Genomic DNA, 19,776 nt, shown 5'->3' on the forward strand with positions numbered 1-19,776 from the left:
GGGCACGGAGCGGGAGTGGCGCCCCGGAACGCTCTGTAACCATTTATCCTGGTTACATGACCCATGGAGAGCGGGAGCCAGCGACCGGCCTGGTCCTCACCACCCCCGCCGGCAGCCGCTTCCTCTTCGACCCCGGCGCCCTCTGCCTTGAACTGCTCCCCACCGGCGGCCCCGGCGACTACGCCCGGTACGAGGTGCTGCACCGGCCCTCCGACCTCGCCAACTGGCTCCCGCAGTCCCGGCTGCGGCTGCCCGCCGACGCCGTACGGATCTCCGCCGACCAGCTCGCCGACGCCCGCACCCTCCGCGACGCCCTCTGGCGCCTGGCCGCCGCCAGCGCCCGCGGCGAGGACGGCACCGCCGAGGACTACACCGTCCTCAACCGGGCCGCGGCCCACCCGTCGCTCGCCCCCCAGATCGCCCCGGACGGCACCGCGGCGGCCCCGCTGCCCGCCGACGGGGCGCAGCTGGTCTCCACCCTCGCCCGGGACGCGATCGCCCTGCTCACCGGCCCGTACGCGGACCGGATCCGCGAGTGCGGGGCGCACGACTGCCGGCTGCTGTTCATCGACACCTCGCGGCCCGGACGGCGGCGCTGGTGCTCGATGGAGCGGTGCGGCAACCGCAACAAGGTCCGGGCCCTGCGCGCCCGGCGGGAGTCCGAGGAACCGGCCCCGGTCGCCGCCCCGGCTCCGTCCCCCGCTCCGTCCCCGGTTCCGACCCCGGTTCCGACCCAGGAGCCCGTTCCCGCACCGGGCCACCGGACGTTCACCAGCTGATCCACCGTCTGAGAGCATGGGCTGATGCGACCGCTGTACTCCGTTCCGCTCGGCTTCGCCGCCGCCGGCGCCGCCTGTCTCGCCTACTCCGTCGGGTACGAGGTACGTGCCTTCCGGCTCCGCCGGGTCGAGGTCCCCGTCCTGCCCCGCGGTGCCAGGCCCATCCGGATCCTGCAGGTGTCCGACATCCACATGGTGAGCGGACAGGGCAAGAAGCAGCGCTGGCTGAAGAGCCTGGCCAGCCTGCGCCCCGACCTGGTGGTCAACACCGGCGACAACCTCTCCGACCCGCTCGGCGTCCCCGCCACCCTCGACGCGCTCGGACCGCTCATGGAGTTCCCCGGCGTCTACGTCTTCGGCTCCAACGACTACTACGGCCCGGCCCGCAAGAACCCGGCCCGCTACCTCCAGGCCATGCGCAGCGGCATCCACGGCATGAACAACCCCGACGGCACCGCCAACCGCGGCATCACCGGCGCCGTCCACAACCCCTGGGAGAAGCTCCGCGACGGCTTCGACGCGGCTGGCTGGCTCGACCTCACCAACACCCGCGGCCGCCTCACCGTCGCCGGCCTCGACCTGGAGTTCACCGGCCTCGACGACCCGCACATCCGCCGCGACCGCTACTCCGAGGTCGCCGGCGGCCCCTCCGCCGACGCCGACCTCTCCCTCGCCGTCGTCCACGCGCCCTACCTGCGCGTCCTCGACGCCTTCACCGCCGACCGCTACCCGCTGATCCTGGCCGGCCACACCCACGGCGGCCAGCTCTGCATCCCCTTCTACGGCGCCCTGGTCACCAACTGCGACCTCGACACCCGCCGGGTCAAGGGGCTCTCCACCCACCAGGCTGGCGGCCACCGCTCCTACCTCCACGTCTCGGCCGGCTGCGGTACCAACCGCTACACCCCGGTCCGCTTCGCCTGCCCGCCCGAGGCCACCCTCCTCACCCTCACCCCGGCATCCCGCTGACCAGCACCGGACGCCCGCACGAAACCGGATTTCGTGTCTCGGCGAGCGTCCGGTAGAGTTCTACTCGTCGCGAAGGAGACGGAGCGACAAACCGCAGGACCGGGGTGTGGCGCAGCTTGGTAGCGCGCTTCGTTCGGGACGAAGAGGCCGTGGGTTCAAATCCCGCCACCCCGACCCAGTGCAGAGGCCCTGCCGGAGAAATCCGGTAGGGCCTCTGTCGTTGTGCGTGACTAACTGAGTGACTAAGCCTCAGGGTCCTGGGAGAACAGGTCGTCCATGACCGTCGCGCCGGTCTGGATCACTGGGCGGATCTGCTTCCGGTAGACCTCCTCGGTGACGGCCGTGCTGGAGTGGCCGACGAGCCGGGAGATTTCCTCCAAGGGCACGCCGCTGTCCGAGAGCAGGGACACGAAGCTGTGGCGTAGCTCGCGGGGCGTCCATTCGGCGGCGTTCACTCCCTCGGCTTTGGCGATGGCTGAGCGGAAAGCCCGGCGGACGTGGGACGGGTCCAGCTCGGTGCCCACAGCGGAGTGGAACACCAGGTTGTTCTCCTCCCACTTGTCGCCGGCGGCGAGGCGGTCCCAGCCCTGGTCCACCCAGTGATCCCAGAGCGCTTCGACACAGCGGGCGGGGAGTGCGAGCGTCCGGCGAGACTTGCGGGTCTTGGTGTCCCCGGTGGCCCGGACCGAGCGCCATACGGCGATGTGGGGCGGGATCGGCGGGTTGGCGCCGGGCTGGCCCTTGAGGAACACGTGGTCCCAGGTCAGCGCCCGAAGCTCCTCAGTGCGTGCCCCAGTGAGCAAGGACACCACGATGTAGGCGTGCATGGAGGACTTCTCCGCCGCCTTCAGAACGGCCTCAGCCTGAGCGAACGTCAGCGCCTTCGACGGCCGGCCGGGCTGGCCGGTGGGGACAGAGCACAACTCAACCACGTTGCGCTTCACCTTGTCCCGGGCCATCGCGCGCTTCACCGCCCGGTTCAGGCAGGAGTGGAGGCCCTGCAGCGTGCGCGTGCTCAAGGTCTTGGCCTTGGTCGCCAGCCACCTGTCCACGTCCTCGGCGCTGAGGTCCCGGAGCTTGCGGGCGCCAAGGGCCGGGATCACGTGGGTACGGCATAGGGTCGTGCAGGTGGTCACGGTCTGGTCGTCGCGGCCGGCGAGGCCGTAGGTCAGCCAGTCATTGACCGCGTTCGCCGCCGTGTAGTTGGTGGGCGCGATGGCCAAGCCGTCCTCGAAGTCCCGCAGGACCTCTTTCAGCTTGTTCTTGGCCTCGGTCTTGGTCTTGCCGCTCCCCCGCTTCACGATGCGCTTGCCGCTCGGGTCGAAGCCGAGGCTGGCCGTTGCTATCCAGCGCTGCCGCTTCTCGTCCCAGTGAAGGCCACCATCTCCCCTGCTCCGGCGCTTGGTCACTGACTCCCCTTTGCTTCGCGCTCCAGCAGCGCTACGTAGTCGGTGATGGCAGCCGCAGGGATGCGGCGAGAGCGGCCCTCGCTGACGGTGCGAAGGCGTCCGGTGCGGATCAGGTCGTAGATGACCGTTCGGCTCAGATTCAGGACCTGCACGGCGTCGGACACCCGGTAGAGAGCAGGACCGGCCAACAGCACGTCAGCCATGGGTCGGTTCTCCCTCCGTGCCGGGTGCGGGTTGGAGCGCTTGGGCAAGCCAGGATTCGCCGCGGGTGAGGCCGAGGCCGGCGAAGACCCAGTGGGCGACCACGAGCGTTGATTCCTCGGCTGCCCGGGTGTCGGGGCCGTGGAGGCGTTCGAGCGTCTGGGCGCGGCGCCAGGCGGCGCGGGCGTCTCGTAGCGCGCCGAGGGTGGTCGAGTACTTGCGGGTCTTGGTGGAGAAGTGGCCGCGGAAGCCGAGCATGTGGGCCCATGCGCGGAGACGGAGTTCCGCAAGCTCGGGGCGGGCGCCGAGGTGCCAGCAGGTACGGATGAGCCGGCGGGCGTGCTCGGGGATGTCGTGCTGGGCGATCTCGGCGAGCAGCCGGACAGGGCGGTCCAGGGTGCCGGTGGCGGCTTCGGCGCCCTTGGTCGCGTACTTGGCGATGTAAGCGGCGACGGCGCGCTCGGTGATCTGCACGGGGCCGGTGAAGTCGGCGTTGCGGATCGTCCGGATGTCGAGCTGTCGACCGAAGGCGAAGCGGTGCTGTCGGCCGTCGACCAACGGGCCGGGGATGTTGGCCCGGAGAGCGGCGGCGCGGATGGCATCAGTGAGCAGGTCAGCAGTCGCCCAGGCCGGCGGCTGTGTGTCGCCGCCTTCGGGGCCGTCGAGGCGCACGACGGCGTGGAAGTGGATCGCGCCGCGCTTCTGATACTCGGCGACCTTGCCGAACGAGATGCGGGCGATGTCCTTGAAGGCGCGTTGCGATAGTCCGGCGAGCTTGGCGATCTCTCGGCGCAGGTGGATCGTGAAGCGGGCCCAGATCTTGCCTGCGTGGGCATTCCACAGGACGGCGCCCTCGTAGTCGTACGTCTCGGGGTTGAGCGGGGAGCCGAGTATCGGGTCGTCGGCCGGGTGGGTGGTGCCACAGCGGCAGGTTCCGGAACCGGGCCGGTTGTGGACGGGGCCGAAGCTGGGTGCGGTGAAAGTGGCGAACACCCGGGGGTGCGCGGATACGGTCTCCGGGGTGCCCTTGCCGCCGACTAGTCCGGCGGTGATCAGGTGGTAGGTGTCGCGGCGGTACGTTTCGGCGCAGGACGGGCAGCGGGTGACGCGGCGGTTGCCGCAGCGCAGCAGCAGGTTCCCGGCGGGCAGGTCGGCGGACTCCAGGTGGTGGAGGACCTGTCCGGTGGCTTCGTTGATCTCAGTGCGCCAGCCGTCGAGGCGGACGGGCGAGGTGCAACCAGCGAGGCCGGAGAGCTGCCGCATGAGGGCGGGCATGGTGCCGAGCTGGGCGAGGCCGAGGAGATCGGCGACCGGCGGCGCAGTGGTGGTGGTCATGTGATTCACCTCCTGGGCGAGGGAGGGCCCCGGAGCCGAGGTGCAGACTCCGGGGCGGGCGGGTCAGGACGGGTTGGCGGGCTTCTGGTGGCGGTCGATCCACTCTTCGGCGCAGACCTTGTGGACGGGCTTGCCACGGTCGGAGCGGAGGTTGGTCGGCTTGTCGCAGACGCCGCAGGGGGCGGGTTTCTGGGCCCAGTGCTTGGAGTCGCGCCAGTCGAGGAGGGCCATCGGTCAGACCGCCTTGGCGGCGGTGGCGAGCGGGCGGGCGACGGTGCCGGCGCCGTCGCAGGTCTGGCAGGTGACCGGGACGGTGTCGCGGGAGCCGTCGCGGAGGCGGACGCCGGTGGCGATGGCGACGGAGGCGAAGCCGGAGCAGTTCGGGCAGATGCGGGTCGGGGCGTGGTTGTGCTGCGGCATGATGGTGGTCTCCTTCGTGGGCTTCGGTTCGGAAGGGGTTGCGGCCTCGGGGCGGCGGGATGCTTGGCGGCGTGTTGCCGCCCCGGGGCCGGTCTTGGAGTCAGCGGCGGCGGGATGTGCGGCCGTCGCGCTTGTGCGCGTACATGTCCCGGTCGGCGGAGGCGAGCGCGTCCGTGAGCGAGACGACCGGCAGCTCGGCGACGGGGCAGATGCCCACTGAGGCGGAGGCCGGAAGCATGAAGCCGGCGTACGGGACCGGCTGGTTGAGGGCCGCGCGGAGGTCAGGCAGGCGTGCGGGGGCGTCCAGAACAACGGCGGCGAACTCGTCCCCGCCGAGGCGGGCGGCGATGCCGGGGCGGCCACACCATGTGGCCAGGCGGGCGGCGGTGGCGGTGATGACCGCGTCGCCGGCGGCGTGGCCGTAGGTGTCGTTGGTGGCCTTGAAGTCGTCCAGGTCGATCAGCAGCACCGAGGCGCGGTTCGGGTGGCGCTGAGTCAACCGATGGGCTCGGGCGGTGAAGCCGTCACGGGTGTGGAGCCCGGTGAGCGGGTCACGGCGGGCGGTGGCGAGGCGCTGGCTCAGCCAGGTGCCGTGGGTGGTCCATCCGATCAGCGGTACACCGGCGGCAAGGATCGTGGGCACGTCCATGTGCGGTCCTTCGTGATGGGTGTGGTTAGGGGTTGCGATCTCCGGGGCGGCGGGATGCTGGCGGCGTGTTGGCCGTCCCGGGAAGGTCAGAGGCCGAGGCGCTGGGCGCGGGCGGCGGCCCGGTCGAGCAGCTGGTGAATGTCGGCCTGGCGGGTGGTGGGGCGGTCGTTGTACTCGTCCGGGGACCGGACGGGGCGGCCCGTGGCGTGGAGGATCTCCATGAGCTGGACGCGGGCGGTGGTGACGGTAGTCGGGGTGCCGTAGCCGTGGGCGAGGACGGCGGCTTGGGCGCCGAGGAGGCAGACGCGGCCGGCGGAGTCCCACATGGCGCCCTGGAGCCAGCCGAAGGCGTCGATGTAGCGGGAGGTGAGCCGGAGGTGGCCGGCGGCGCTCACCGGCACCGGGCGGGCCGGGCGGTGGGTGATCCGGTCGAGGAGCGTGAGCCGGGGCACCGGGTAGCCGGCGTTCCACGGCTGGAGGATGGAGCCGAGCGGCGAGACGTACGGGACCGCGATACGGGCCGGGGCGGGCAACGAGGCAAGGTACGCCTCGATCTCGGCGACGAGGCCGGAGCCGCCCACGGTGACCAGGGGCGGCAGGCAAACGGTGGTCTTCATGGGCAACTCTCCTTTCTGGATTGCTACTTGTTGGAGGTCTTGTTGATGACGCTCACGCCGTCGTGGGTCGTGTTGTCGATCAGCGGGGCGGCGGAGGTGTCGGCGAGGTAGAAGCCGAGGAGGACGAGCGCGGCGACGGCCCACCAGCGCAGTCGGAGGTGCCGGACGATGTGCCAGGCAACGATCGCGAGGACGACAATGAACGGCAGCTGGATGTTCACCAGGTGGGCCTTTCAGGCGAGTTCGGCGGCGAGCGCCGAGGCGAGCGGGTCCTTGACGCCGAGCCGGGCGCGGAGCGTGGCGGCGTCGATCGGGGTGCCGGTGCGGGTGCGGTGGTCGTCGGCGACCTTGCGGGCGTGGTCGAGGAGGAAGGCCGGGACCGGGGGCCCCGGAACCGTGGTCGGCACCGGGGCGGGAGCCGGCTCGATCGCTGGGACAGCCGCGGGCGGCTCGACGGGCGTCGGCTCGATGACCGGTTCGGTGATCGGCTCGGCGGCTGGGACGTAGAGCGGCTGGGTGTCGTCGGTCTCGGCGTCGTCCGGTTCGAGTTCCGCGACCGGGGTTTCCTCGACGGGCGGCGCGGTGGTCGAGTGTGCGAGCAGGGTGCCGCCGAGGAAGGCGGCGGCGGGCCAGCCGGCGACCAGGACGCGGAGCCAGGCCGGGGCGTTGCCGAGGTCGAGCAGTCCGGCGGTGCCGACGTTGGCGCCGAGTGAGGCCGCCAGGGCGATGACGAACCAGCACCAGGCGAGCCGGCGGGCGGTCCCGGAGCGCATCCGGCGCCAGGCGGCAACGAGCAGGAGGTCGACGGACACCGGGTAGGCCCAGGACTTCCATCCGGCCTGTCCGGCGGCCTCGGCGAGGTCGTGCAGGTGGGCGAAGGAGAGCGCGGCGGCGATCACCGCCTGTGCCAGTACGGCGTCCAGCTTGGGGAGTCGACGCATGGCTGGCCCCGTCAGACCTGGTTCTTGTCGAGGGCGAAGAAGAGGACCGCGCCACCGGTCAGCGCGGGCTGGCGCCGCGTCAGCTGCGCAATTGCCAGGTTGAAGATGTCGACGCGGGTCATCCCGGGCACGGGCTCGATGGTGTCGGAGAAGGTGCCGAGGGCGGTCTCCCCGTGCGTGGTCTTCTGCATCGTGAGAACGCAGTGGTACGTGGTGTGCTGCATTGCTGTCTCCCATGCGGGTTGGGGGCCGAGCGTGACGCTGGTCATCTACCGCCCGACCCCGGCGAGCGGGTGCTACTTGACGCTGGTCGATCGACGGGTGACGGTGAGGTAGAGGCGACGCTGGCCGGAGTCCTTGGCGGGGTGCTCCTTGACGTCGTGCACGTGCCACAGTCGGCAGAGGTCGGCGACCACGAACGGGACGTCGTTGACGTCGCAGATCACGCGGATCTGGATCACAGCGACACCTCCAGCGCGATGCCGGTGCCGAGGCAGTCGAGGCAGGTGGCCTCCTGCTCAGCGATCCGGCGGCGGCGAGTTGCCCTGTCGGCGTACACGGTCTCGGTGATTTGGCCGGTGCCCTTGCAGGGCTCACAGGGCGAGGGCTTCGGCGGCGCGGTGCGCTTGCGGGCGGCCACCGGGGTCACTCGCTGTTGCGCTGGGCGCGGTCGGCGGCGGCGCGGGCCTCGCGGGCGATCTGGGCGGCGTCGCGGTCGTCCGGGTTGGCCTCGGCGATGCGCTCCAAGATGTCGGCCTTCTCGGCGAGCAGCGGACCGGTGTCGTCGTGGCTGTTGCGGGTGGCCTTGAGGTGGCCGAGGAAGGCGCCGATCTCGGCGATGGACGGCTTGCGGGACACGGGCGAATCTCCTCCGGATTGAGGCAAGGCGGGGGTAGGGACTTGGCGCGAGACTGCCGCGCCAGCAGTTGGGTGAGGTGTCGCTACTTGCTGAGCGGGACCGTGGCGAGGTCCGGCGGCGTCGAGGGCGCCGGCGGGATGATGACCGGGTCGGCGACCTGCGGGCGGAAGGCCGCCAAGCGGTCCAGGTGGGGCGTGAGGTGCGCGAACTCGGCGCAGCGCTCGGCAACCTCGGTGAGCGATCGGTACGGCGTACGGATCTCGGACCACATGCCGGAGGTGTCGCCGGCGACCGCCATGCCGGGCATGTCCGGGCTGATCCGGGTGGAGGCCGCGACGGCGGCGTCGGAGATGTCGCCGAGGCCCATCTTCGCCGTCTCCAGGTCGTTGACCCGGTGGACGGTGCGGCCGGTGAGCTGGGAGCGGAGCAACGTCGCGCCCTTGCCCAGCTCCGAGCCGAAGCGCTGACCGGAGATCTCCAGGTAGATGCCGGCAGCGCGGGCGAGTTGGGCGAGCCGGATGAGCGCGGTGACGATCTGGTTCCGACGCTCCTCATCGGCCTTGCTGGCCACGAGGAAGAGTTCGGCGATCTCGTCCACCAGGACGACGATCGGCACCGGCCGGACCTTCGCGGGCAGGCCCCAGATGTCGGCGGTCAGGTCCTCGGCAGCGACCGAGCCAGGAACCCCCTGGTAGTCGCGGATGAGGTCGTACCGGTCGTCCATCTCGATCAGCAGCGCGAGCAGCAGCCCGAGCGCTTCGCCCTGGTCGGTGGCCAGAGCCGACAGCCGCGGCGCGAAGGGGCGCTGTTCGACGCCGCGCTTGCAGTCGATCCCGACCAAGGCGACCGGTTGCGGAGCGAGGCCATGGATCAGGTTGCGGGTGAACATCGACTTGCCGGACTGGTTGGCGCCGAGGTTCAGCCCGTTCGGAGCCTGCCGGAAGTCCCGGTGGTGCACGGTGCCATCGGCCCGGAGCGCGACCGGGACCCGCAACAGTTCGCGGGACTTGGCCATGGCCCGGCGCGGCATGCGCACGTTGTGCAGCACGTCGAAGCCGACTATCCGCAGTTCCACCACGCCGGGCTTGATCTCCGAGACGTGTACTGCGTGAACCTCCCATGCGTGCCGCAGCCGCTCGGCCGCATCGACCATGTCCTTCGTCTGCTGGCCACGAGCGAGCCGGAGCCGGACCCGCAGGCCGGTCGAACTCACCTGCATGCTGCGGATCTTCGGCATCGCGGGCTTGGCCGGCCGGTTGGTGGCGGACGAGGCCATGGCCCGCCAGAAAGAGGGCTCCACGGTCAGCCCGCAGGCCTCCATGACGTTCTCGTAGTCGTGCCGGATGCGGTGGATGGTCAGCGGGATGCCAACCGTCGCCCAGTACGTCCGGGGCATCTTGGCCCTGGCGTAGAGGGCGCCGGAGCCGAGGACCGCAGCGGGAGCGCCCAACTCCAGGAGCGCCGTCGTCAGGTTGTTCACGGCGATCAGGCGTTCGCGCCGGCGAGGACCGGGGCGGAAACCGTCACGGCGTCGGCCCGGAAGGCGATACCGGAGCGCTTCTGACCGTTGAACTCGTTCTCCCACGGACGGGCGATGAGCCGGGTGAGGGCGACCAGCATGCCGGGCGCCAGCCCCTCCGGGATACCCGGCTGCGGCACGGTCAGGGACAGGATGTCGGCCTCACCGTTGGCCACGAACGTGACGTCCAGGGTGACCAGCGGCGCACCGGTCTCGGCGTCCATGGCCATCTCACCGGTACGGCGGTCCTTGAGCTTCGGGCGGGGCGCCTGGGCGACCATCACCAGCGCGGCGGTCGTGTCGACGGGGATGAAGCGCATGAGCTGGGCTCCTTCATCTGGCACCGAGGGGATTCGTCGCCCTCGGAGCAGCCTCACCACGGCAGATACCGGGTGTCATCAGCACCTCCTGAGATCTTGTCTTCAAGTCCTCATTAGGAGTTGCCGTCCCGAGAACTATGACGGCTCATCAGCTAGTCGTCAACACCTCTTTAGGACTTAGGATGAGCCCGAGACCACGACAGGACGGTGACCAGCACCATGGCCAACCAGTACGAGCGGATCGCTGCTGATATCCGGCGCCAGATCGAGGCCGGCGAGCTGGGCCCGGGCGACCGGCTACCGGCGGAGACGGCGCTCGCCGATCAGTACCGGGTGAGCGTGCCGACCGTTCGCCAGGGCGTCGGAGTGCTCGCAGCTGAGGGACTGGTCGAGAAGCAGCACGGCCGGGGCACCTTCGTCCGCCGGCAGCCGACCCCCGTCAAGCGGGACAACCTCCGCCACCAGTGGGAGAAGGACCGTGCGCGCGAGCACGAGTCGGAGCGACTGAAGACCGGCGCCACCGAGCATGACACCGGGCTCACGGTGAACGACCTCGTGTTCGCGGCCAGCTACGAGCAGGTCCCGGCGAACGCCGATCTCGCGGCAGCCTTCGGGGTGACCGAGGGGACCATGCTGCTGGAACGCACCTACCGCACCCGGTACAGCGAGGAGCGCGCGCCGTTCAACGTGTCGCGGTCATACCTGCTGCTGGACCTGATCGCCGGGAACCCGGACCTGCTCCGCGAGGACCAGGAGCCTTGGCCGGGCGGGACGCAGAACCAGCTGTTCACAGTCGGCATCGAGCTGGACCGCATCGTGGAGACCTTCCGGGCCCGGCCGCCGACGCCGGAGGAGACGGAAGAACTCGGTCTGCCGGTGGGTGTGTCGGTGATCGTTCTCCGGAAGACTTGCGTCGACACGACGGACCGCGTGGTGGAGGTCGCAGACGTAGTACTGCCCGGCGACCGCACCGAGATGGTCTACACGACCAAGCTGAGCAGGTGGTGAGCATGACCAATCTCGTAACCGTGATCACGGCCGTCCATGGGCCGAGCGCCGAGTACCTGGCGGACGCCTACAAGTCGCTGCTCGACCAAGACCTCCCGGACGGCTGGGACTGGCAGTGGGTGATCCAGCAGGACGGCGAGACCGACGATGTGGCCCCGCATGTCCCGGACGACGCGCGCATCAGCTTCGGCCAGGGGCGGCACGGACGGGCGGGCATGGCGCGGACCATGGGCCTCTCGCGGGCCACCGGGCAGTTTGTGAAGGTGCTCGACGCCGACGACCAGCTGCCCGCGGGCACGCTCGCTCGCGACGTTGCGGTTCTGACCAGTCGACCGGACGTTGCGTGGACGACATCGCGTGTCCTCGACCTCCTCCCGGACGGCAGCACGGTCGGCTTCGACCAGGACCCGCCGGCGGGGTCGATCGAGCGGGGCGAGGTGCTGGCTCACTGGAAGGCCCACGACTTCCGTGCCCAGGTGCACCCGGCGACGCTGTGCGTCCGGCGGGACCTGCTGCTCGCGCTCGGCGGGTGGATGGCGCTCCCGGCATCTGAGGACACGGGGCTGCTGCTCGCACTCAACGCGGTCAGCCGCGGGTGGTTCATCGAGGAGACCGGCCTCCTGTACCGCAAGTGGCCGGGGCAGAGCACGCACCAGGCGGCGCACAACCAGGAGATCGAGCGTGCGGCCCGCATGGGAGTCATCCAGGCCCGGGCTGAGTCGCTTCTCGCCCTGGACACCTGGCGGTTCGAGGCGGCCTGACAGCTTTGACTTTCTCTGGCCCCGGCGACGGACGAACCCGTTGTCGGGGCCGAGCTGTCTCTACTCGGGATCGGCAGACGTCGAGGAACGAGAGGCCGGCAGGATCAGGCCGCGATCGGAGTGCCGGCGGTAGGCGAAGAGCCCGTTGACGCCGAGATCAGCGCGAGCTTCATCGTGGAACGCGTTGATCGCCCGGAACGCCTCGGCATGCAGCTCACGCCATTCCGCGAGGGTGCCGTCCACCAGTCCTCGGGCCCGCCAGTCGATCTCAAGCGTGGCGACGTTCACGGCGTGCCCTGCCTCGATGACGCGCTCTCCGGCCAGCATCATCAGCCGCTCGAAGGCCAAAGCCCGGTGGCGTTCGCATTCGGTGAGGTCCAGCAACAGCTCATGCTCGCTCCGAGGCATCGACCGAAGATCCTGGGTCACCTCGTATGCCAACACGGCCGCGTAGATGCAGGCCCGGACGGCAGCAACGTACTCAACGTAGGCGTCCAACTTCCGCTCGTCCCAGCGCGTTCGGAGTCCGTCCCGGCGCTTACTCCGCTCCACCAGGCTGTTCGTCGCCCACGTGGTCAACCCACCGAGCACGACAGCGGCGATGGTCACTAGCTGGGTGATCGTATCCATGGCCCCCGCACCGAGGATGTGAACAGCAGTCAGATCAGAGCCTGCCGATCATAGGCGGCCGGCGAGCCCGGAGGCAGGGAGCGGCGGGGGCGCAGGAGGGGACGGGAGTGCGTAAAAATCTTCTCTACGGGTTCAAGCACCTCGCTCCGCTCGGCGGGGAGGTGGGCGGAGCCCAAGGGGAAGGCACATCACGGCGGATCGGAGATCCGGCGTCGATTCCCGGCCTCCTGAACTACTGAAACAGCAGCCTCACACAAGGTTCGGGGTGACCGCGCAAAGCGCGGCGGCGCCGGCCTTCCTCCGGCGCGCGCCCCGCCTCCTGTCTTCGCCCCGGCTGGGGCTTCGCCGTCGTCGGCCGCGCCCAATGGGGCGGAAAGCTAAGGCCGGGGCGGTACGGACAAGACAAGACTTCCCCCGCAGCGGAGGAGGGTGCGCAAGGCGCAGCTCAGAACCAACCCCGCCGGGGCCGGGGCGGGCGGCTCCACGGTTTTACCCACCTCTCCGGGCAGGGACCCGCGTCGAGCAAGACCGGGGGGCCACTCGGCCAAATTGCGGTCAGGCCCAAAGAGCCCTGACCGAGTCGCAACAGCTTACGGCCCCCCGATCATGCTCGACCCCAGACCGGACAGGACACCGGCCAAAACCGCTCCACCGCCCGATGTTCTGGAAGCAGCGGCGAAGCCTGCTGGTCGGGCAGTAGTGTCTACCCAGCGTCACCAGTTGGCGGCTCTCAGGCGAAGTGTTCGACAGCGAGCGGAGTGAGCGTGCACCAGGACTACCGGAATCTCTCCAAGGATCAGCTGGAGGATATCGAAAAGCAGACACTTCGCACACTAGTTCAAGCGCTTCAGCAATACAGCAAGGAAGCCAAAGAGATCTTCGAAAATACGAAGGCTGATTCGGCTGGCGAAATTATCGTGCTCGCCGAGGATCTAACTCAATATGCACTCGAAGTTGCAGAGCTTTATCCAATTAATAAGCGCTTTGCTGGTTTTATTGACTACAAGCGGGCTCGGTGGCTACCCACGCCGTATGGCTTGATCCCGCAAGTTCTCCTGGTTGATGCGAAGGCTTCTAAAGAAAACTTTCGCGAAACGCTGCAAAAGTCACAGCTCCCAATGGATGCCGAATTCCGAAAGAAGGGAACTGGCGAAGTAGTGTTCCTTGAGGCTGGGGTGGCCCCTCACCTCCCCCTAGTCTCTGCAACCGGCAAAGAGCTGCCAGCAATCTCAACCTCGATGTTTGTTCATTTTCACTACTCGAACGCCCCCGAAGGGTCCAATCTTCAGAGGAGGCTGCTAGGGATATTCGCGCTGGCCATACCGCACGCCCGGCTCAAGGATCGCTATAATCCGAACCCCGATAAGACAATCTTCGGAGAGGGGAAACATTCCCCGAAGAGGGAAGAGGACGCCAGGATTCGCGTCTATTATAAGTCGCTCCGAGAGGCACAACCCTGGCGGCTTCAGGAACTTCACTACGACGATTCTAGTGACTATACAGTTCCATTGTGGCGTGACCGGGATCCCAGCGGGAAAGAGGTCACCACAGAGTTTCTGTATCTGGAGCGGTGATCCCAGATTCGATCAAGTAGTCTTCCATGTAGTGGGCGTTGACGTCGATTCCCACGAACCTTCCGCCTAGCTGTCGAGCTACCCGTCCAGTCGTTCCGCTCCCCATGAACGGATCCAGGCAGGATCCGTTCATGGGGAGCGTTGCCTTCAGGGCAAACTCGGCCAACCTGCGCGGCATTACTGCAAAATGATTTGAGTCGCTTGAAGCTACGGGGACGCTCAGAAGGTCACCAGGATTCTTGCCCTTGGGGTGATTCCTGAATACGTTGTCGCCAATTTCGACGGTCATCGCCTCGTCGTATGTTGCGTCGAGGTCAAGAAGATCCTTCAACTGCTCCCACACTTCCGGCGGGGGGAGTCGAGAGCCGATCTGATCAACGCGGAAGTAATGCCGAGTTCGTTCGAATGGGAGCCCAAGTTGCCCCGCGACCCAGTTGATCGAGCGCTTCTGATCTTTGAGCGCCCCTCGAAGATAAGCTGCCAATTCGACAGCCGCGGGCGCGTTGGGGCGGCGCTCAATCTCCTTTACGCCTTCAATAGTCGCGCGATGCCTGGGGGAGTTCAGCCACTTTCGAAGTTCTGGCTGATCCTGGGCTTTGCCTCGGGCTTTGCCAGATTCGGCGCGCTTTCGCTCTGCCGAGTCATCGGTTAGGTGGGGGACCCTAATGGCATCCAAGTTGAAGTAGTAGCGTTCAGACTTAGTTAGGAGAAACACCGGCTCCCAGGTGTTCGTGAGCCGATCGCGAACGCTTGCCGGCATGGCATTTGGCTTGTGCCACACGCCAACGTTTCGAATCCACCAGCCATCTTCTTGAAGTGCAAGGGCTACGCGAAATGGAACAAGACTAAGTTGTTTGGCGCGCTTCCATCCCAAGCGAGGCGGCTTGCCCCCCTCAGTGATCTGCTTATTAAAGTAGGAGTCGCCAATGTTTAGCCATGCGCTGCCATCATCGGCCAGTGTTCGATAGACCTCTCGGAATATCTTGACCAGTCGCTCTACGTAGTCATCGACATCATCTTCTAGGCCCAACTGTCCATCATGCCCATAGTCGCGAGCAGCCCAGTATGGCGGTGAAGTTACTACAGTATTGATGGAACCATCAGCCAGGTTCGCAAGTCCGCCCATGGAGTCACCGACGAAGAGTGCACAGTCTGATGCCGAGTACGTGGCGGAGGCTCGCGTCTCGTCCCAAGTGTTGAGACCTGCCGGATGGCCAGAGGAAGGCTTGCGCATGGTTATAAAGACTACCTGTGTGGACTGACAGCGCCGTGGCCGATTGGCCAACGCAAAGGTGCATGATACATCGCAGCGGGCCACAGCCGCTGGAGTATGCCACTATCTGTGATCTCCTCGTAGCCAACAGTGGCGCTGCGGGCGCGTCGGTTGCATCGTGATCATAGGCAGATCTGGGGCTGTAGAGGCATGAACCGGCAACCTCCGGAGCAAGGTGCGGCACATGCAGTGCCAAAAGTTCGGGCAAGCAGGATCGGTCGGCATGGAGCCGGGACAGGTGCTTGCACCAATGTGCGTACGGGATGGCTACGAGCACTGAAATGGGCAGCTGTGACGGCGAGCAGCCACTGGACTGGTAGAGCGACCTTCAGGCGGCATGAGTGCCGAGCGGTGAGCGTGCAAGCTGCTGTAGGTACCATCTGGTCGAGCGACTCCCGACAGGCAAGCTGAGTGACTAACTGTGCTACAACGGGTGCGCACTTCGGCGGACGAGCACGGACGTTCGGGGACCGTTTCCGCAGGTCAGCAACACTGGCGATCGAGGTCAAGCGGATGCCCAGGTTGCTTCGGGACGAAGAGGCCGTGGGTTCAAATCCCGCCACCCCGACCCAGTCCAGAGGGCCCATCGGAGAGATCCGATGGGCCCTCTGGCATTTCCGGCTGCCACGCTTGTTGAGGCAGCGTCGGCCGAAGCCATCCGTTCGGGCCGCAGCCCCTGCCGTGTGATCCAGGCACACAGCAGGGGCTGCGGCGTTCCCGAGGTGACAGGACGTCCGCTCTGACCGGCGGGTCCGCGCAGAGCAGGGCGGGACCGAGGATGCCGCCGAATCGCCGTAGAGCAGGGGGACAGCCTTGCCGGGGTCGGTGCCGTGGGCCCAGCGAGGCCGAGCCGGTGGCGCCGTCGGGCCCGGGCACCTAGCCGACGGTGAGGCCGGTGATCTGCGGGGTGACCTGGATGGTCGAGGCAGACACCTCACGGGAGGGGCGCCCATCACTCCTCAAGGCTGCCTGGATGAGCCGCCGGGAGGACTTTGCGCGCCCAACCATCAGATAGACCGCGCACATCTGGCCTATCACCGAGAGCACTATTCGGAAGGCTGGAAGCACTCCACAGAAAACTCAGCAAGCGATGACATCGACGCCGAAGACTGAATGGACCGGGTCCTGCCGAACGTGTTTCGGCAGGACCCGGTCCATGTGGCGGCGTCAGAGCACGCCCGAAAGGTCTGCCCTGGAGGCGATGCCGAGCTTCGGGTAGGCCTTGTAGAGGTGGTGGGCGACGGTGCGGGGGCTGAGGAAGAGTTGGGCGGCGATGTCGCGGTTGGTGAGGCCCTGGGCGGCGAGGCGGGCGATCTGGAGTTCCTGGGGGGTCAGGGGGGCCGCGGGGTTCTGCGGGGAGTGGGGGGTGTCGGGGGCGGGGGTGCCGGTGGCGGAGAGTTCGGTGCGGGCGCGGGTGGACCAGGGGTGGGCCGAGAGGCGGTCGAAGGTTTCGAGGGCGAAGCGGAGGTGGGGGCGGGCGTCGGTGCGGCGGCGGGTGCGGCGGAGCCATTCGCCGTAGAGGAGGGCGGTGCGGGCGTGTTCGAAGGGGCGGTGGGTGGTGGCGTGGAGGTCGAGGGCGGCCCGGTAGGCGGGTTCGGCGAGTTCGTCGGGGCCGAGGAGGGCCTGGCAGCGCAGGCGTAGGGCTGCGGCCCAGGGGCGGTCGGCGGCGACGGTCCAGCGGGCGAAGCGTTCGTAGGGTTCGGCGGCGCGGTCCGGGGTGCCGAGGCGGACGGCGGCCTCGACCAGGTCGGGGACGGCGCGGGTGGCGCAGACGTGGTGGCGGTGCGGGCCGGTGGTGAGGGGGTGGAGGCGGTCCGCGGCGCCCGCGGCGCGGCCCTGACCGAGGTCGAGCAGGGCGAGGGCCCAGTGGGCCCAGGGACGGCCGGCCGCGGGGGCGGCGGTCTGCGGACCGGTGGTGGCGAGGGCGGTGGTGGCCAGTTCGGTGCAGCGCTCGGTGCGGCCGTCCAGGGCGGCCAGGTAGGCGAGCAGGGCGCTGAGTTGGCTGACCCACTGGTGCTGGCCGGTGTCCTGGGCGAGCGCGAGCGCCTCGGTGGCGGTGAGTTCGGCGTCGGCGTGGCGGCCGTGGAAGAGCTCGGCTTCGGCGAGGAAGAACTGGAGGGTGGGCATCACCCCGACGGTGCCCTTGGCACGGGCCTCGGCGACCAGTTCGCCGCCGAGTTCGACGGTCTCCTCGTCGCGGCCGAGGATGAGGGTGGCGCCGCAGAGTTGGACGAGGTCGACGGGGGTTTCGGCGCCGGCCTTGCGGGCGGCCTCGGTGCTCTCCCGGAGGAGCGGCAGGGGCGCGGCGGGTCTGCCGAGGGCCGGGAGGACGGCGGCGGGCAGGTGGCGGGCGAGCGGGGCCAGGGGGTGGTCGGGGGCGAGCGGGAGGGCGGCGAGCCGGTCGAGCACGGCGGTCACCGCCCCCTCCCCCGCGTACCAGGCGGCGTGGAAGGCCTGGAAGAGCATCCGGGCGGCGTGCGCGGGCTCGATGTCGGTACCGGCGGCTTCGAGCAGCAGCCGGTACGCCGTTGGGTAGGAGCCGCGCCAGAAATGCGCGGTGGCCCGGACCTGGTCCAGCAGGGCGTGTGCGAGGACGCTGTCGGTCCGGCCGGCAGCCTCCTCGGCGAGCGTCTCGGCCCGTGCCAACTCGCCTTCCTCTGTCGCGGCTTCGGCGGCCAGGACGAGGCGGCGGGTGGCGGCGTCGCGGTCGGGGGTGAGCCGGGCGGCGCGTTCGTACGCGGTGGCGCCGCCGTGGCCGCCGCGCCGTTCGGCACGGACGGCGGTGCGTTCCAGCGCCTCGGCGAGGGCGGCGTCGGGGACGGTGGCGGCGAGGGCGAGGTGCCAGGTGCGGCGGTCCCCCTCGGGCAGCGCCCCGGCGATGGTCCGGTGGACGGTCAGCCGCTGGTGGTGCGGGGCGCGTTGCAGGATCGCGGAGCGCAGCAGCGGGTGGCGGAAGGCGATCCGGCGGTCGGCGGTGACCGTCACCAGGCCGGATTCCTCGGCGGGGGTGAGCTGTTCGGCGCCGACGCCGAGCACGGCCGCGGCGGGCAGGACGACGTCGAGCTCGCCGCTCTCCTCGGCAGCGGCGACCAACAGCAGGGTCTGGGTGGCCGGGGGCAGGCCGGTGACCTGGCCGTGGAAGGCGATCAGCAGCCGGCTGGTGAGCGGCAGGCCGCCCCCGGTGTGCGCCTGTGGGCCCGCGGCGACCGGGAGTTCGGTGAGTGCGAGCGGGTTCCCGGCGGCCTCGGCGAGCAACCGGTCGCGGACGGCGGCGGGCAGGTCGGGGCCGGCCCGGTCGGCCAGCAGCCGGGTGGCGTCGGACTCGGCGAGGCCGCTCACCCGTAGTTCGGGGAGGCCGAGTTGCCGGTCCGCGGCGGCGCCGCCCTCGGTGCGGGCGGCGAGCAGCAGGGCGACCCCTTCGGCCTGGAGTCGCCGGGCGGCCAGCAGCAGCGCGTCCAGGGAGGCTCGGTCCAGCCACTGCACGTCGTCGAGCACGCACAACAGCGGCTTTTCGGAGGCGAGTTCGGCGAGCACTCCGAGGGTGGCGAGGCCGACCAGCAGTCGGTCTGCGGTAGCCGTCGAAGTGTCGCCGAGCCCGAACGCCGCTTCCAGGGACCGCCGTTGCGGTCCCGGGAGGGCGTCCAGCCGGTCCATGCCGGGGGCGAGCAGCAAGCTCAGCCCGGCGAAGGGCAGTTCGGCCTCGTACTCGACGCCCGCCGCCCGGATCACCCGGAACCCGGACCCGGCCCGCGCGACGGCGTCGTCCAGCAGCGCCGTCTTGCCGATCCCGGCCTCGCCCCGCAGCAGCAGGGCCCCGCTGCGTCCGTCCCGTGCCGCCGTCAACAGGCCGTCCACGGCGGCCTGTTCGCGTTCCCTCCCGTACAGCATGTCCCCGACCCTACCGAGCCGACCGCCGGTGCCCCACCACGAAGGCTACGTACGGCCATGCCTATACGTGACTGATTCGGCCGCGCCGCCCCGTCCATACCTTGGTTGAGCAGCGGGAACGACCCGCCGAACCACTCACCGGAACACGGGAGACAGCCATGACCGAGATCACCGCCGCCACCCTGCAGCAGCTCGCCGAGCGCTACCTCGCGGTCTGGAACGAGACCGACCCGGCGGCCCGCCGCAAGCTGATCGACGAGGTGTGGGCCGAGGACGGCCGCTACACCGACCCGCTGGCCGCCGTCACCGGCCGGGACGCGATCGACGCGCTGATCGGTGCGGCCCAGGCGCAGTTCCCGGGGCTGGAGTTCACCCTCGGCCCGGTGGACGCGCACCACGACACCGCCCGGTTCACCTGGAACCTCGGCCCGGCCGGCGCCGAGCCGGTGGTGATCGGCTTCGACGTGCTGGCGGCCACCCCGGACGGCCGGATCGGCGCCGTGTACGGCTTCCTGGACCGTGTCCCGGGCGCCTGAGCCCGCAGGCACGACCCACCCCCGAGGGGCGCTGCCGAGCCACCCGGCGGCGCCCCTCCCCGAAAGCCAACCCCCTTGAGGAGAGCCC

Annotated in this window: 24 protein-coding genes and 1 tRNA gene; 7 read left to right on the forward strand and 18 right to left on the reverse strand. The window is 69.3% G+C overall.

Features of this window, described 5'->3' with window-relative positions; genetic code table 11:
* Positions 1-56 precede the first annotated feature (56 nt).
* The 3 genes from ACWC9T_RS00130 (at position 57) to ACWC9T_RS00140 (ending at position 1,922) form a co-directional block, all read left to right on the forward strand.
* Positions 57-779, forward strand: a complete 723-nt coding sequence (locus ACWC9T_RS00130) for a CGNR zinc finger domain-containing protein (RefSeq protein WP_449818806.1) — start codon at positions 57-59, stop codon at positions 777-779.
* 24 nt (positions 780-803) lie between these two features.
* Positions 804-1,748, forward strand: a complete 945-nt coding sequence (locus ACWC9T_RS00135; protein WP_449818807.1) for a metallophosphoesterase — start codon at positions 804-806, stop codon at positions 1,746-1,748.
* A gap of 100 nt (positions 1,749-1,848) precedes the next feature.
* A tRNA-Pro gene (locus ACWC9T_RS00140) sits at positions 1,849-1,922 on the forward strand.
* Between the two features lie 68 nt (positions 1,923-1,990).
* Here the strand turns inward: ACWC9T_RS00140 and ACWC9T_RS00145 are convergent.
* From ACWC9T_RS00145 to ACWC9T_RS00215, 15 genes are all read right to left on the reverse strand, one after another.
* Positions 1,991-3,157, reverse strand: a complete 1,167-nt coding sequence (locus ACWC9T_RS00145) for a site-specific integrase (protein ID WP_449818808.1) — start codon at positions 3,155-3,157, stop codon at positions 1,991-1,993.
* On the reverse strand, positions 3,154-3,360 hold the full coding sequence (locus tag ACWC9T_RS00150) for a helix-turn-helix domain-containing protein (protein WP_449818809.1): 207 nt from the start codon (positions 3,358-3,360) through the stop codon (positions 3,154-3,156). Before ACWC9T_RS00150 ends, ACWC9T_RS00145 begins: the two co-directional genes overlap by 4 nt.
* A complete protein-coding gene (locus ACWC9T_RS00155; protein ID WP_449818810.1) occupies positions 3,353-4,693 on the reverse strand; it encodes a replication initiator in 1,341 nt (446 codons plus the stop codon). The genes ACWC9T_RS00150 and ACWC9T_RS00155 overlap by 8 nt, the downstream gene beginning before the upstream one ends.
* A 63-nt stretch (positions 4,694-4,756) precedes the next feature.
* Positions 4,757-4,924 carry a hypothetical protein gene (locus tag ACWC9T_RS00160; protein ID WP_449818811.1) on the reverse strand — a complete coding sequence of 56 codons (168 nt, stop codon included), beginning with the start codon at positions 4,922-4,924 and terminating at the stop codon, positions 4,757-4,759.
* Positions 4,925-4,927: 3 nt separating this feature from the next.
* Complete coding sequence (locus tag ACWC9T_RS00165) at positions 4,928-5,113, reverse strand: hypothetical protein (RefSeq protein ID WP_449818812.1); 186 nt, start codon at positions 5,111-5,113, stop codon at positions 4,928-4,930.
* 100 nt (positions 5,114-5,213) lie between these two features.
* The gene (locus ACWC9T_RS00170) at positions 5,214-5,762 is read right to left on the reverse strand and encodes a GGDEF domain-containing protein (protein WP_449818813.1); all 549 of its coding nucleotides are present in this window, start codon (positions 5,760-5,762) and stop codon (positions 5,214-5,216) included.
* Between the two features lie 86 nt (positions 5,763-5,848).
* Positions 5,849-6,379 carry a DUF6197 family protein gene (locus ACWC9T_RS00175; protein WP_449818814.1) on the reverse strand — a complete coding sequence of 177 codons (531 nt, stop codon included), beginning with the start codon at positions 6,377-6,379 and terminating at the stop codon, positions 5,849-5,851.
* Between the two features lie 23 nt (positions 6,380-6,402).
* The gene (locus ACWC9T_RS00180) at positions 6,403-6,600 is read right to left on the reverse strand and encodes a hypothetical protein (protein ID WP_449818815.1); all 198 of its coding nucleotides are present in this window, start codon (positions 6,598-6,600) and stop codon (positions 6,403-6,405) included.
* 12 nt (positions 6,601-6,612) lie between these two features.
* Positions 6,613-7,320: a DUF2637 domain-containing protein gene (locus ACWC9T_RS00185; RefSeq protein WP_449818816.1), complete on the reverse strand. Its 708-nt coding sequence runs from the start codon at positions 7,318-7,320 to the stop codon at positions 6,613-6,615.
* An 11-nt stretch (positions 7,321-7,331) separates the two neighbouring features.
* Positions 7,332-7,544 carry a hypothetical protein gene (locus tag ACWC9T_RS00190; RefSeq protein WP_449818817.1) on the reverse strand — a complete coding sequence of 71 codons (213 nt, stop codon included), beginning with the start codon at positions 7,542-7,544 and terminating at the stop codon, positions 7,332-7,334.
* A 72-nt stretch (positions 7,545-7,616) separates the two neighbouring features.
* On the reverse strand, positions 7,617-7,781 hold the full coding sequence (locus ACWC9T_RS00195; protein ID WP_449818818.1) for a hypothetical protein: 165 nt from the start codon (positions 7,779-7,781) through the stop codon (positions 7,617-7,619).
* Positions 7,778-7,960, reverse strand: coding sequence for a hypothetical protein (locus ACWC9T_RS00200; RefSeq protein ID WP_449818819.1), 183 nt, complete (start codon positions 7,958-7,960; stop codon positions 7,778-7,780). Before ACWC9T_RS00200 ends, ACWC9T_RS00195 begins: the two co-directional genes overlap by 4 nt.
* Positions 7,961-7,965: 5 nt before the next feature.
* Positions 7,966-8,178 carry a hypothetical protein gene (locus tag ACWC9T_RS00205; protein WP_449818820.1) on the reverse strand — a complete coding sequence of 71 codons (213 nt, stop codon included), beginning with the start codon at positions 8,176-8,178 and terminating at the stop codon, positions 7,966-7,968.
* An 83-nt stretch (positions 8,179-8,261) separates the two neighbouring features.
* The gene (locus ACWC9T_RS00210; protein ID WP_449818821.1) at positions 8,262-9,659 is read right to left on the reverse strand and encodes an FtsK/SpoIIIE domain-containing protein; all 1,398 of its coding nucleotides are present in this window, start codon (positions 9,657-9,659) and stop codon (positions 8,262-8,264) included.
* 5 nt (positions 9,660-9,664) lie between these two features.
* Positions 9,665-10,018 (reverse strand): SCO3933 family regulatory protein, encoded by a 354-nt coding sequence (locus tag ACWC9T_RS00215; protein WP_449818822.1) that lies wholly within the window; start codon positions 10,016-10,018, stop codon positions 9,665-9,667.
* A 219-nt stretch (positions 10,019-10,237) separates the two neighbouring features.
* On the opposite strand from ACWC9T_RS00215, the gene ACWC9T_RS00220 reads away from it, so the two are divergent.
* Together ACWC9T_RS00220 and ACWC9T_RS00225 are read left to right on the forward strand one after the other, a co-directional pair.
* Positions 10,238-11,026, forward strand: coding sequence for a GntR family transcriptional regulator (locus tag ACWC9T_RS00220; protein ID WP_449819019.1), 789 nt, complete (start codon positions 10,238-10,240; stop codon positions 11,024-11,026).
* Positions 11,027-11,028: 2 nt separating this feature from the next.
* Positions 11,029-11,787 carry a glycosyltransferase family 2 protein gene (locus tag ACWC9T_RS00225; RefSeq protein ID WP_449818823.1) on the forward strand — a complete coding sequence of 253 codons (759 nt, stop codon included), beginning with the start codon at positions 11,029-11,031 and terminating at the stop codon, positions 11,785-11,787.
* Between the two features lie 60 nt (positions 11,788-11,847).
* On the opposite strand, the gene ACWC9T_RS00230 is transcribed toward ACWC9T_RS00225, so the two are convergent.
* Entirely contained in the window at positions 11,848-12,417 is a 570-nt protein-coding gene (locus ACWC9T_RS00230) for a hypothetical protein (RefSeq protein ID WP_449818824.1), read from the reverse strand.
* Between the two features lie 764 nt (positions 12,418-13,181).
* On the opposite strand from ACWC9T_RS00230, the gene ACWC9T_RS00235 reads away from it, so the two are divergent.
* Entirely contained in the window at positions 13,182-13,991 is an 810-nt protein-coding gene (locus tag ACWC9T_RS00235) for an SfiI family type II restriction endonuclease (RefSeq protein ID WP_449818825.1), read from the forward strand.
* Here the strand turns inward: ACWC9T_RS00235 and ACWC9T_RS00240 are convergent.
* Together ACWC9T_RS00240 and ACWC9T_RS00245 are read right to left on the reverse strand one after the other, a co-directional pair.
* The gene (locus tag ACWC9T_RS00240) at positions 13,960-15,225 is read right to left on the reverse strand and encodes a DNA-methyltransferase (protein ID WP_449818826.1); all 1,266 of its coding nucleotides are present in this window, start codon (positions 15,223-15,225) and stop codon (positions 13,960-13,962) included. The genes ACWC9T_RS00235 and ACWC9T_RS00240 overlap by 32 nt on opposite strands.
* Positions 15,226-16,431: 1,206 nt before the next feature.
* Positions 16,432-19,152 carry an ATP-binding protein gene (locus ACWC9T_RS00245; protein WP_449818827.1) on the reverse strand — a complete coding sequence of 907 codons (2,721 nt, stop codon included), beginning with the start codon at positions 19,150-19,152 and terminating at the stop codon, positions 16,432-16,434.
* Positions 19,153-19,310: 158 nt separating this feature from the next.
* Between ACWC9T_RS00245 and ACWC9T_RS00250 the strand changes: the two genes are divergently transcribed.
* Positions 19,311-19,688 (forward strand): nuclear transport factor 2 family protein, encoded by a 378-nt coding sequence (locus tag ACWC9T_RS00250; protein WP_449818828.1) that lies wholly within the window; start codon positions 19,311-19,313, stop codon positions 19,686-19,688.
* Positions 19,689-19,776: the final 88 nt, after the last annotated feature.

The organism is Kitasatospora sp. NPDC001159, assembly GCF_053598235.1.

What these genes read in the sequence shown, in the direction of transcription:
- ACWC9T_RS00240 (WP_449818826.1), bottom strand. Translation starts at nt 15,225, where the DNA reads ATGCGCAAGCCTTCCTCTGGCCATCCGGCAGGTCTCAACACTTGGGAC.
- ACWC9T_RS00185 (WP_449818816.1), bottom strand. Translation starts at nt 7,320, where the DNA reads ATGCGTCGACTCCCCAAGCTGGACGCCGTACTGGCACAGGCGGTGATC.
- ACWC9T_RS00220 (WP_449819019.1), top strand. Translation starts at nt 10,238, where the DNA reads ATGGCCAACCAGTACGAGCGGATCGCTGCTGATATCCGGCGCCAGATC.
- ACWC9T_RS00160 (WP_449818811.1), bottom strand. Translation starts at nt 4,924, where the DNA reads ATGGCCCTCCTCGACTGGCGCGACTCCAAGCACTGGGCCCAGAAACCC.
- ACWC9T_RS00170 (WP_449818813.1), bottom strand. Translation starts at nt 5,762, where the DNA reads ATGGACGTGCCCACGATCCTTGCCGCCGGTGTACCGCTGATCGGATGG.
- ACWC9T_RS00135 (WP_449818807.1), top strand. Translation starts at nt 804, where the DNA reads ATGCGACCGCTGTACTCCGTTCCGCTCGGCTTCGCCGCCGCCGGCGCC.
- ACWC9T_RS00225 (WP_449818823.1), top strand. Translation starts at nt 11,029, where the DNA reads ATGACCAATCTCGTAACCGTGATCACGGCCGTCCATGGGCCGAGCGCC.
- ACWC9T_RS00175 (WP_449818814.1), bottom strand. Translation starts at nt 6,379, where the DNA reads ATGAAGACCACCGTTTGCCTGCCGCCCCTGGTCACCGTGGGCGGCTCC.
- ACWC9T_RS00215 (WP_449818822.1), bottom strand. Translation starts at nt 10,018, where the DNA reads ATGCGCTTCATCCCCGTCGACACGACCGCCGCGCTGGTGATGGTCGCC.
- ACWC9T_RS00165 (WP_449818812.1), bottom strand. Translation starts at nt 5,113, where the DNA reads ATGCCGCAGCACAACCACGCCCCGACCCGCATCTGCCCGAACTGCTCC.
- ACWC9T_RS00130 (WP_449818806.1), top strand. Translation starts at nt 57, where the DNA reads ATGACCCATGGAGAGCGGGAGCCAGCGACCGGCCTGGTCCTCACCACC.
- ACWC9T_RS00190 (WP_449818817.1), bottom strand. Translation starts at nt 7,544, where the DNA reads ATGCAGCACACCACGTACCACTGCGTTCTCACGATGCAGAAGACCACG.
- ACWC9T_RS00245 (WP_449818827.1), bottom strand. Translation starts at nt 19,152, where the DNA reads ATGCTGTACGGGAGGGAACGCGAACAGGCCGCCGTGGACGGCCTGTTG.
- ACWC9T_RS00250 (WP_449818828.1), top strand. Translation starts at nt 19,311, where the DNA reads ATGACCGAGATCACCGCCGCCACCCTGCAGCAGCTCGCCGAGCGCTAC.
- ACWC9T_RS00230 (WP_449818824.1), bottom strand. Translation starts at nt 12,417, where the DNA reads ATGGATACGATCACCCAGCTAGTGACCATCGCCGCTGTCGTGCTCGGT.
- ACWC9T_RS00150 (WP_449818809.1), bottom strand. Translation starts at nt 3,360, where the DNA reads ATGGCTGACGTGCTGTTGGCCGGTCCTGCTCTCTACCGGGTGTCCGAC.
- ACWC9T_RS00155 (WP_449818810.1), bottom strand. Translation starts at nt 4,693, where the DNA reads ATGACCACCACCACTGCGCCGCCGGTCGCCGATCTCCTCGGCCTCGCC.